This is a genomic window from Halopseudomonas salina, assembly GCF_008641105.1.
The window spans coordinates 67,299-78,826 of record NZ_VTTI01000004.1 but is presented as its reverse complement, the minus strand read 5'-3'; the positions used below and the strand labels follow the sequence as shown (position 1 = coordinate 78,826).

7 protein-coding genes are annotated in these 11,528 nt (G+C 56.4%); 1 reads left to right on the top strand and 6 read right to left on the bottom strand.

Features of this window, described 5'->3' with window-relative positions; translation table 11 throughout:
• The 4 genes from malQ to FZF01_RS07715 form a co-directional block, all read right to left on the bottom strand.
• Entirely contained in the window at positions 1-2,076 is a 2,076-nt protein-coding gene (malQ, locus tag FZF01_RS07730) for a 4-alpha-glucanotransferase (RefSeq protein ID WP_150277583.1), read from the bottom strand.
• Entirely contained in the window at positions 2,073-3,836 is a 1,764-nt protein-coding gene (gene treZ, locus FZF01_RS07725; RefSeq protein WP_150277582.1) for a malto-oligosyltrehalose trehalohydrolase, read from the bottom strand. Before treZ ends, malQ begins: the two co-directional genes overlap by 4 nt.
• The gene (gene glgA / locus FZF01_RS07720) at positions 3,833-5,368 is read right to left on the bottom strand and encodes a glycogen synthase GlgA (RefSeq protein ID WP_150277581.1); all 1,536 of its coding nucleotides are present in this window, start codon (positions 5,366-5,368) and stop codon (positions 3,833-3,835) included. Before glgA ends, treZ begins: the two co-directional genes overlap by 4 nt.
• 402 nt (positions 5,369-5,770) lie before the next feature.
• On the bottom strand, positions 5,771-6,196 hold the full coding sequence (locus FZF01_RS07715) for a hypothetical protein (RefSeq protein WP_150277580.1): 426 nt from the start codon (positions 6,194-6,196) through the stop codon (positions 5,771-5,773).
• A 186-nt stretch (positions 6,197-6,382) separates the two neighbouring features.
• On the opposite strand from FZF01_RS07715, the gene FZF01_RS07710 reads away from it, so the two are divergent.
• A complete protein-coding gene (locus tag FZF01_RS07710; protein WP_150277579.1) occupies positions 6,383-7,087 on the top strand; it encodes an FKBP-type peptidyl-prolyl cis-trans isomerase in 705 nt (234 codons plus the stop codon).
• Positions 7,088-7,482: 395 nt separating this feature from the next.
• Here FZF01_RS07710 and FZF01_RS07705 read toward each other — a convergent pair whose 3' ends face one another.
• Both FZF01_RS07705 and FZF01_RS07700 read right to left on the bottom strand, forming a co-directional pair.
• The gene (locus FZF01_RS07705; protein WP_150277578.1) at positions 7,483-9,255 is read right to left on the bottom strand and encodes an EAL domain-containing protein; all 1,773 of its coding nucleotides are present in this window, start codon (positions 9,253-9,255) and stop codon (positions 7,483-7,485) included.
• A gap of 176 nt (positions 9,256-9,431) precedes the next feature.
• On the bottom strand, positions 9,432-11,483 hold the full coding sequence (locus FZF01_RS07700; protein WP_223825457.1) for a carboxy terminal-processing peptidase: 2,052 nt from the start codon (positions 11,481-11,483) through the stop codon (positions 9,432-9,434).
• Positions 11,484-11,528 lie beyond the last annotated feature (45 nt).

Sequence of the window (11,528 nt, the reverse complement as noted above, 5' to 3'; positions counted from 1 at the left end):
TCATGATGATTCACGCTCACGCGTTGCACGTGCTTCACTCAGCCGCTGCAGCCGGCCCTGCACACTGGCATTGTTCAGAAGGTAATCCGCATTTACCGTAAACCGTCTGCGCCAGTTGGGATGGATGTTGCCGGGTCCAGGAAGATTGGGTTGCTCCAGCTCCCCAAGCGCATCCTCAAGGGGCAGTAATACAAGAGGAGCAGGCGTCTTTCCAAGGAAGCCGATGCACGCGTCGAGCTGTTCCACAGCTTCTTCCTGATCACAGCGGAGCTCCCCGGCCTGACGCAGCGCCGTCTTTAATTCGGCCCTCTCTGTTTCGCGGGTCTCGCGATCAGACTGAGTCTCTTGCGCTCCACGATGCCCGGCTTTTTCACGCCACTCGATGTCGCGTCCGGCAATCCAGCCCAGAATGGTCGGTAAATCATGGGTGGTCGTAGTTGCCAATGCATCATCGGGCCACTTCTCGGGAGGAATGAATCCTTCAGCATTTTTCTCGAAGTGCAACACACGCATGCCCAATGCGCCGCGTTCAGCCAGCTCCCCACGCATTCCGCGGGGTACAGTCCCCAGGTCTTCGCCAATTACGATTGCCTGATGGCGCCAGGACTCCAGAGCCACCAGATGCATCAGCGTTGCAAAGGGGTAATTGAGATACGCACCCATGTCCGGTGAGGCACCCTCGGGAATCACCCATAACCGTTTCAGCCCCATTACATGATCGATGCGAATACCACCGGCGTGAGTCATATTTGCCCGGAGCATGTCTTTAAAGGCGCTAAAACCACCCTCCTGTAAGCCCCACGGAGAGAAGGCCGAGACTCCCCAGCTCTGCCCCTGAGTATTGATGATGTCGGGTGGGGCCCCCACCGTAATGGCGCTGAGAAGCTCCGACTGCCGTGACCAGGCAAGACTTCCGGAGCCATCGGCGCCTACGGCCAGATCGCTTATCAGACCAATTGCCATACCGGAGTTGCGGGCGACCGATTGCGCGCGTTCCAAGCCACAATTGATCAGCCACTGACAGAACATGTGAAAGCTGACATCTGCTGCATGCTCAATGGCGAACTGTGCAACGGCGGTACTGTTGGGATCGCGGAAGGGTTTTGGCCATTGTTGCCAGTTGGGGGTCTGCTGGTGTTGCAACATGTACGCATGCAGGGCTTCAAAACGGCAATGCTGCTCCAACGCAATGCCACCCTTGCGGCAGAAACGATCAAAGTCCTGGGTCAGTTCGTTGCTTTTGAAACTGAAATGCCTGTACAGGCAGCGCAGAACCTTCTGTTTGGCCGCAGACGCCGCGGGCCAGTCAACAAACGCAAGAGTCTCGAGCCTGGCGAGCTCGTCCTCGAGCCCACATTCGTTTACAGCATGCTTTACCGCGTCCTCACCAAGGACTCGGGAAGGGGCGGCGTACAGGGGGTTGAAGAACAAACGGCTGGAAGGGGAGTACGGACTGTATTGATCGCTCGAAGCACTGAACATGGCGTGTACCGGGCTGATGGCCAAGGCATCAGCACCCAACTTCCCTGCCTGACGCGCCAATTGCTCAAGCGCCACGGTATCTCCGAGGCCACAGTCACCGGGTCGGCGCAGTGAATAAAGCTGCGTAGACAGCCCCCAGACCCGCGCCCCGGGTCGGCCGCATAAGTCCGCTACGCTCTGGCAAGTGGGTGGGGCTACTGCCAAGGTTAGTAATTGATCTTCAATCAATAGCTGGTGGTAGCCACATTGGGAAATGCCGGTGATGCAAGCGTTGTGGTCCAGGCGTCGATGCAAGCGGCGTTCGTCGTCAAGAATAAGTTTGTACGGGGTTCCTGGAGCAAATCGGCCAGCCAAGGTGACCGCCTGGTCCGCTACCATGGCGAGTAGCGGGCCGGCAGCCGCCCGCCTCAGGCGCTCCTGTTGCTCGGCCAGGCTGGCTTGGATTTGCTGCTCACCCAAGGCGGGAAGGCCGAGGCTCTGCAGCAGAGCGTGAAGGGCTTCAGTACCGACCTGTTTTGGGATGCCATGTGCATCAGTCCATTTTGTGCTGATGCCTGCGGCCCGTGCCAGACTGGCCAGTGATGCGTCGCTCATGTAGTGAATTCCATGCTGATGACCACGCTGTACGCCGGCAGTGTCGAATGCCCTCTGCCGCACAGGTTCAGACCGTAGTGAAATATGACGTCAGCGCCATTGCGCTCTCTAACAGGCACCGGGTCGGGAGATAGGTTCAGGTCGATATGCAACAGACTTCGGTCACCAAGCTGCCATGTCGCTGCCACGGCCTTTTTTGCCAGAACCTCACAGCCCAGCGATTGCCTTGCGGGGAGTCGCGGAATGATTAGCGTATGGCGGAGATCGAGTAGATGCCGGTAATGGTTGCGCCATTGCTCGTGATTCGGAAGTGAACGCTCGGCCCAGTCCGGAATGGATCGAGTAAAGGTGTCCAGGGCGTTAGGATCAGGGATAGCTTCACGCCGGTCCGGATCCACAAAGCTGGAAAACTCGGAGAATTCATTGCGCCGGCCCTCGCGCACTGCCTTGGCCAATGCCGGATTGTGGTCGGTAAAAAACAGAAAGGGCTGCAGGCAGCCCCATTCTTCGCCCATGAACAGCAGGGGAATCATGGGTGACAACAGCAGCAAAGCCGTTGCGGCCTTGAGCGCCCTTTCATCTGCAAGCACCGTCAGTCTCTCACCCATAGCGCGGTTGCCGGTCTGGTCATGATTCTGCAGAAAGAGCACAAAAGCGCTACTCGTCAGCTGCGCGCTTGGTTGACCCCGGGGCTCGCCCCGACGGTTCAGCTCGCCCTGGTAGACGAATCCCTCTGCCAGACAACGGCCGAGCTTCTGCGTCGGTTCACTGGCGTAGTCGCTGTAGTAACTCTCGGCTTCGCCGGTCAACAGGGTATGCAGCACGTTGTGGCCGTCGTCATTCCACTGCGCGTCGAAATGCTGTTCAAGCAAGGCTGCGTCGTTGTTTTCGTTTTCCAGCACCAAATGTACGTGGCGACCAGGTGGGGTTGCCTGGCGTACGCGCTTTGCCAGCTCGATGAGAAAGTCCCTTTCGCCGATCGCATGAACTGCATCCAGACGCAGACCATCGATGCGGTAATCCAGGACCCACATCAACGCGTTTTCGCAAAAAAAGTTCCTCACCTGGGGGCGGCGGAAGTCGATTGAAGCGCCCCAGGGTGTGGAAATATCCTCGCGGAAAAACTGCGCAGCATACTCATTCAGATAGTTGCCATCCGGACCGAAGTGGTTGTAAACCACGTCGACGAATACCATCAGGTTCAATTCATGGGCACGATCGATCAGGTGCCTGAGTTCATCGGGGGTGCCATAGGAGGACTGGGGCGCGAAGGGTAGCACGCCGTCATAACCCCAGTTTCGCTCTCCGGGGAACTGACCAAGGGGCATCAGTTCAATTGCTGTTATACCCAGACGGGCCAGGTCTGGCAGGTGTTGCTCCACACCCTGGTAGCCTCCCAATAATCCGGCGTGTAGTTCATACAGCACAGTTTCGTGCCAGGGCCGGCCGCGCCAATCTGACGTCGACCACGGATAACCGAGGGGATCGATGACCTGACCAAATCCAGTTACGCCATCGGGCTGAAAGCGTGATGCGGGGTCGGGGACTTCCGTCTGTCCATTTATCAGATAACGGTATCCGCAATCTGCTGGGCATTGAGCAGCAAGTCTGAACCAACCATCGGCTTCGCTGCGCATCTCCTGAGATGCTCCACTTTCCAGCAGCAGCTTGACGCTGTCTGCGCTTGGAGCCCAGAGGGAAAAGCGCGTTTTGCCGTCAGCAAGGCGCATTGCGCCGTGCTGATAATTCAGACGGGTCATCCGTGCTCCGACCCCCGAACGGCCGGCCCTGTTTTACCCAGCGACTCGTTAATCAGTTTGCGGTAGAGCTTGTCATAAGGCTTGGCTGCATGATGCCAGTACCGCGGTGCATTCATGGCCTGGCGGCGCATGGCCTCAAGCAGATCGGGTTGGCGATATACACGGGTCGCTCGCACTATTGCGTCGGCAAAGCTTTCGGCGGTGCTGTCGTCAAACAGGAAGCCGGTTTCGCCATCCTTGATGGTGTCAGCCAAGCCGCCGGTACGTCTGGCAATTGGTAGTGATCCGAAGCATTGCGCGTAACTCTGACTGAGACCGCAGGGTTCGTACCTGGAGGGCATAAGCAGGAAATCACTGCCAGCAAACATCCGCCTTGCGTCGAGCTCGTTAAAACCGCGATGAAAACCAATTCGCTGCGGATAGCGCCCAGCGAGTTCCGTGAGCATCGTCTCGACGGACTCCTCGCCCTGGCCGAGTATCGCCAGACGACCACCTGCCTTGATGATCACCTCCGCTACTTGGGGTATCAGGTCCAGGCCTTTCTGATAGACCAGACGGGAAATGATCACGAACAGAGGGCCATCGTTGGGCTCGAGATCAAACATCGCTTCCACGTGCCGGGTGTTGGATTTCTTGTCAGGCCATTGATGCCGGCTGTCACTGTCCGGATGCCAGCACTCATCAATCCCGTTGGCAATGCCTGTGAGTCCGCCGGTGCTTGCCTTCAACTTGAGCAAGCCCTCAAGCCCACAGCCGAATTCAGCTGTGGTGATCTCCCTGGCGTAGTTCCTGCTCACGGTGGTGTTGTGATCAGCGTAATTGATACCCGCCTTGAGAAAGGACAACTTGCCGTAAAACTCCATGCCCTGTTCAGTTGCCGCCTCTGCAGGCAACCCCAGCTCCGGCATGCAATTGAGATCGCACAAGCCCTGGTAGGCAAGATTATGAATGGTGAACACCGAGGGTGTGCGCTGACCCTGCCAGGCCATGTAAGCAGGGGCCAGGCCCGCGGGCCAGTCATGGGCATGTACCAGGTCTGGTTGCCAATCAGCGCAGACCTCACCTGAGGCAAGGGCAGCTGCCGCGAGCCCGAAACGGGCAAAGCGGATATGGTTATCTGGCCAGTCGCGGCCGTGTTCGTCGCCATAGGGTGTGCCGGGGCGGTCATACAGCTCGGGACAGAGCACCACATAAACTGTCAGTCCATCAGGCAGGAGCATGGTCCCGATCTGGCACGCTGGCAGGCCTGCATAACCCTCCAGTTCGCAGAGTATTTCCATGGGGTGGCCGCGGCTGATTACTTGCGGATACCCCGGTATCAACACACGTACTGAATGAAAGCGTCCAAGTGCTCGTGGCAGTGCTGCTGACACATCACCAAGCCCACCCGCTTTGGCCAGATCAGCAAGTTCTGAGGTCACGAACAAGATCTTCTTGCGGTTCTTCTGCAGACATTCCACTTTTCCGCGGCCCACCGCGGTGACTGGTTGTGCCAGCTCGCTCAACCCTGGACTTACCATAGCCTTACCCATGCCACCCCTCCGATACAGGTTTCCCCGTAGCTCGTTCTTCGCCCGGTAGTTCGACCGGTAACCCATTTCGACGGTTGTTCGCGAAAGGCGGGTTTCGTTCTCTGCCAGACGAAACGTGCGCTTTCGTGAGATCGGAACCTGAGCTGAAAATCAGGTTGCTCTCAGTTCAGCTGACCGGGGGTATGAGGAAAAGTTTCGGCTATCTAACGCGGGGGCTGGAGAGCAAATACAGGTTGAACCTTGTGCCTGGAATTGGCGTCGAGATAGATACAAGAATGGATGTTGAGACAGGCTTGGCGGATGAAGGAGCAGGTCCCGATTACCAGTGATGACCAGATTTTCTCACCTGATTTGTAGCGGCGCCTGCTCGCGGAGGCTGCTTGCTGGCGCCGGCATGCAGTATTACCAGAAGCCGGGGGGGTGCTGTTTGTCGGTCAGGTAATCCAGGTGCAAATCGAAGGCCTTGCTGAAGAAGGTTTCAAGTTGGGTGTCGATAACCATGTCGTTTAGTGCGGCGGGTCGGGTCTCCTGGCGGTCGGTCGATTTGTTTCGGCCAAATTCCATCTCATGAAAGACTGTCTGTTTGGCGTCATCAGCAATGAGCCGATAGACGCTGGGAGCCGCGTCGTCGGGAAAGCGTGCGCTCAGGATCAGCTCAGCCACTGCGTGCTCGTTGATGCTCGAGCTTATGGATACCCATAATCCCTTGGCGTGTGCGAATTGGGCTGCTTGTTCAAATAGAGGCCGGGCTTTTTCACTGAGTTTAAGGTCCAGCCGCTTTGCTACGGGAGATTCATCTACTGTTGGACTCTCATGATCGTTGTTCATCTGCTGCTTCCACGGATCGGGTTCATCGGGTCTGAACGTAACGGTGGTTAAAAAAACCTGGCACGTCAATGTTGCTGGTCGGATAGGGCTGTTGCCCTGATTCCTGTGCGGGTAGCTTGGCACCGATAGCCCTGTTAAGCTCGGATTTTTAACTTAGCCCTTTGGGGCGCGTCTATTGAGGTGAGCATGAAGCGAAATCTGCTGGCAGCCAGTATTGCATTGAGTATCTTTGCCCTGGCCGGGTGTGAGAAGGAGCCGGAGCTGTCCGATCCAGTCCAACAGGCCTCCTATGGCATCGGTTTGAACATGGGCGAGAGCTTGATGAACGATGGCTTGGACGATATTGATCCTGAGGCTCTGGCCCTGGGAATGAAGGATGCCCTTGCTGGCGAGGAATCGCGGGTTGGAGATGATGATCTGACTGCCGCATTCGAAGCACTGCAGACACGGGCACAGGAACGTGCTGCAAGCCTTGGGGAGGAAGCTGCCAAGGCCAATGTGGATTTTCTGGCAGACAATGCTGAGGTTGAAGGTGTAGTTACCACCGATTCAGGTCTTCAGTATCAGGTTCTTGAAGAAGGTGAAGGCGAAGCTACCCCTGGTCCGGACGATGTCGTAACCGTGCATTATGAAGGCCGCTTGCTTGACGGCACGGTATTCGATAGCTCTGTCAGTCGTGGCGAGCCCGTTGATCTGCCGGTCAGTGGCGTGATCCCCGGCTGGGTCGAAGTTCTGCAGTTGATGAACGTGGGCGACAAGTTCAAGGTAACCATCCCCAGCGAGTTGGCCTATGGTGAAGCCAGCCCCAGTCCTGTGATTCCGCCCAACTCCATTCTGGTATTTGAAATGGAATTGCTGGGCATCCAGTCAGACGACTCAGGCGAAGAGTAAACCGGTCAGGAGCAATTCCTGCCAGTTCACCTGTAACACTCGCGTAACGCCCCGTGTGTCGGCATTCAGCTCTCCACGGGGCATGCAGTGTTACTCTTATGCACATTCTTCGGTAACACTCAAGCCCCGACTTTCCACCCCATGCGTTTTTTCACGAATCTTTTTAATTCATTGATTTTAATGAACTTTTTTCTTTGATCAAAAAACATTCAGTTTATGGCGAGCCGCAGTACTACGGGGATGCCGAGGGTTTCCCAGTAGTTGTTAACAGACTTATCCACAGAACTTGTGGGTAACTTCGGGCCGCGCGGATAGCTAGCTGGGAACGGATCGGATTGGAAGATCGCTCACGGTATTCAGCTGCCGTTATGCTAGCCGATCACATGTGCCTCTCCTCAGAGGGCGATGGGCTTAAGGGTAGTGCCCGGCTTCTGCCCCAACTGTCTGCAAACCATACTGAAGCCCCTGGACTTTTTTGCTTCGTGTTTGGCGTGGGACGCCTTTTCAGCAAGCTCTGCCGGATCGGTAATGCCATGGTTCCAGGCAGGTAGATGGAGTACGCCCACCGATATGCTCAACAGATCATGCTTGCGCCAAAGTCCTTCGCGGTCGGGAGCGCCGAACCCGCCGTCGGCTAGATGTTCCGGCCGATAGAAATGTCGTGACAGGCTCTGGAAGCGTTGGTTCAGAAGATAGAGTCGGTCCTGCCAGTCGGCACTACGCAGCACCAGCATGAAATCGTCTCCACCAATATGCCCGACAAAGTCGCAGCGCGGGTCACACACATCCCGGAGTATCTGTGCCAGGCCCAGCAACACCTCATCTCCCTTACCGTACCCGTAGATGTCATTGAATGGTTTGAAACCATCCAGATCGACGTAACACAGGTGTGCTTCCTGTTTGTTGGACAGAAGGCGGCCAAGGCATTCATTGATCGGCACATTGCCTGGTAGGAGAGTTAAGGGGTTGGCATGCCTAGCCTGTCGGATCTTCAGCTCGGTTATCTGTCGCAGAACATCTATTACCCGCCCCAGACCCAGGTAGTAGCCGTTGTCGACAATAATGAAGTCTTCGTCCAGGCGCTGGCGCGCACGGCTGGTCAACAGGCGGCTGATTCTTTGTAAGCTTTGCTGTATGTCGACGACCAGACATTCGGTCTCCATCAACTGGCTGATGGGCCTGCGGTTCTGAACCTCCACAGCGAAGGGACGCAGCATGGCCTGGGCAAGCTGATGACTGTGCACAGTTCCGATCGGTCTGTTCTGGTCGTCGACGATCGCCAGGCTGTTGAGGCTGGCCTGTTGCTGAAATCGGGTCAGAACGTTCTTGACCGTTTCGTTATGGCGCACGCTGTCGACCTGGATCAGTAGACTGTGCAATCCTGGCTCCTCAGTCAATCGCTGCTCATTGGGCTCCAGTTTCTCAATAATGGATTTGTGGCAGGCCGTTGGGTGAGCTTCCGGGCGCCCCAGCAGGTAGCCCTGAACCCAGTCCACTCCCATGTCCTGCAGTACCTCGAGCTCCTCAGGGAGTTCGATGCCCTCGGCAATCACATGGGCGCGGGACGCTTTGGCCATATCGAGAATAGAGCCGACGAACTCTCGCTTGATCCGGTCAATATGAATGCCGTCGATGAAGTGTCTATCGATCTTGACGTACTCAGGGTGTAACTCCGACCACATCCGCAGACTGGAGTATCCCGCGCCAAGGTCATCGAGGGCGATAGAAAAGCCCATGTCCCGATAGTGGTGAAGGGCGCTGTAGAGCAGTCCGAAATTGTCGATGGGTGCTTGTTCAGTCAGTTCAATAACCACCTGCTCTGGAGACATTCCGACCGTCTCAAGCATTGTCAGGGTCCGACCCGGATAATGCTGCTGTTCCAGCAGGCTTTCCGGTGAAACGTTGAGGAAGAGCTTGCCGGGCAGCTTTTGCTGGCTGAAACCTTCTACCGCTTTCTGCCTGCAAAGCATCTCCAGCTCGGTCAGCTTGCCGTATTGCCGCGCCGCCGCAAACAGGACCATTGGGGAATGCAGTGGACTATTGGAAGGGCCGCGGCTGAGAGCTTCATAACCAATGATCCGCTGCTGCACAGTGGAAACAATAGGTTGGAACAAAACCGTGATGTGGCCGCCATGAATGATATCCAGTAACTTTTCCAGCGTGCTCATCGCGGTCTCCGAAGCTCGGGTTGGGGCGCTGACGCAACGAAGTGCGTTGCCCATGCAGGCGACAAGTGTGTGCTGGATTTGTTACAGAAAGTTTACAGTCAGAGTCAGAGGAGAAGGGTGGTCCGGATAAACCGGTGCTGAGACGTTATTTGTCAAAGCACCGGAATAGGGGCAACCTAGCCGGCGTGCGCCAGTTGGTGCTGCAGTTCGAGGAGGTCTATCAGGATCTGGCCGGTTTCTGTCAGAAAGGCATCATCCTTCATATCTTCTTCATCGGCCCCGGCCATCGCCGGAGCAATGTCAGCGAGAGGATCATCATTTTCGAGCTCGGTCAGAGGTTTTTCACCCCGTGCCTCGCGTCGTTTGTTTTCGAGAAGTAGCAGGCTTTCATCAAAGGCATCCTGCTGCTCCCTGCGCTTGGCCTCGTTGAGAGGCAGAAATTTGCGCTCCTCCAGGGTACGGTTCAGATCCAGTCTGGCCAAAGTGTAGGAAAACTCCGGATCGATTGCAGCACGCAATTCGTGGCGTGTCGCCAACTGCTTGATAAAGGGAGTCAGGTGGCCGTCTGCTTCGTATCTGGCTGGCGGAATGGTATCCCAGGGTAGCGCACCGGGCAGATTGCTCTCGCCTATGTCAGTGGTTTCCAGCAGAGAGGGATAGTGGATGTCAGGCACAACGCCACGATGCTGGGTGCTCTGGCCCGATACCCTGTAGAACTTGGCCAGCGTCAGCTTCAGTTCACCATGATTCAGTGGCTGGATAGACTGGACAGTGCCCTTGCCAAAGGTGGGTTCGCCAATCACCAGGGCTCGCCCGTAGTCCTGCATGGCGCCTGCAAAGATCTCCGAGGCTGAGGCAGAAAGACGGTTGACCAGTACGGCCATGGGTCCTGTATAGGCTACACCTGTCTCCGGGTCGTCCAGCACCTGCACATCACCCTGGGTATCGCGCACAAGCACAGTCGGACCCTTGTCAATGAACAGACCTGTCAGCTCGGTAGCTTCCTGCAGCGAACCACCGCCGTTGTTGCGCAAATCGAGCACAACGCCGTCGACGTCCTGTTTCTGCAGCTCACTCAGCAGGCGACGTACATCCCGCGTGGTACTGGTGTAGTCATCGTCACCGCGTCTATAAGCCTTGAAGTCGATATAGAAGTTAGGTACCTGGATGACACCGATACGTTGGGTATCCTCACCGTCGCCAAATTCAAGGACTGTGGACTTCGCAGCCTGGTCCTCAAGCTTGATCTCCTCCCGCACCAGTGCGACTGTGCGGGTTGACAGGTCAGTCGGTGGGTTGCTGGCAGGAATCACTTCCAGGCGTACATCCGAGCCCTTGGGGCCCCGGATCAGCTTTACCACTTCACCGAGGCGCCAACCAACCACATCGACCATCTCGTCGTTGCCCTGCGCTACACCGATAATTCGGTCGGCAGGGGCAAGTTGCTGGCTTTTGGCAGCCGGACCTGCGGGGACCAGGCGGGTGATCTTGGTGTACTCTTCGTCGCTTTGCAGTACCGCGCCGATGCCCTGCAGCGAAAGACTCATGTTGATATCGAAGTTTTCAGCTACCTCGGGTGACATGTACTGGGTATGCGGGTCGTACACTTGGGTAAAGGCATTGATATAACCCTGGAAAATATCTTCGCTCTGAGTCTGCGAAAGGCGCAGACGCTGACCCTTGTAGCGTTTTCCGAGCATTTCCTCGATGATTTCCATGTCGCGACCGGCGAGCTTCATGCGCAGCACTTCATCCTTTATCTGCTTGCGCCAGAGTTGCACCAATTCGTCTTCGTCGGCTGACCAGGAGGCATCCTCGCGGTCAATCAGAATGGTTTGATCAGAGGCGAAGTCAAGGGTTTCCACGCCCTTGTCGAGCAGCTCCTGTGCGTATGCCAGGCGCTGATCGAGGCGATCCATCTGGCGTTTGTACATGGCAAATCCAACGCTCAAATCGCCGGCAGGCAGGAGATTATCCAGCTTGTATCGGTAGCGCTCGAAAATCGCGATGTCGGCAGCGGTGAACAGACTGCGCTGGGGATCGAGCGCTTTTACGTAGTTATCGAATATCTCGCTGGAAAGCTCATCGTTCAGCCGCAGTTTGTTGTAATGGCTGAGTCTGAGCAGCTCCACAGTCTGGAGGCTGGCGAGCATCTGTTCGCGGGTAGGCTGCAGACTTTCGAGGTCGAGGGGTTCACGCTGTTCGGCTGCCAGAGCGCCAAAGCCCATGGCAAACAGCACAACGAAACAAGTGGTGCGCAGAAAATGTGGTCG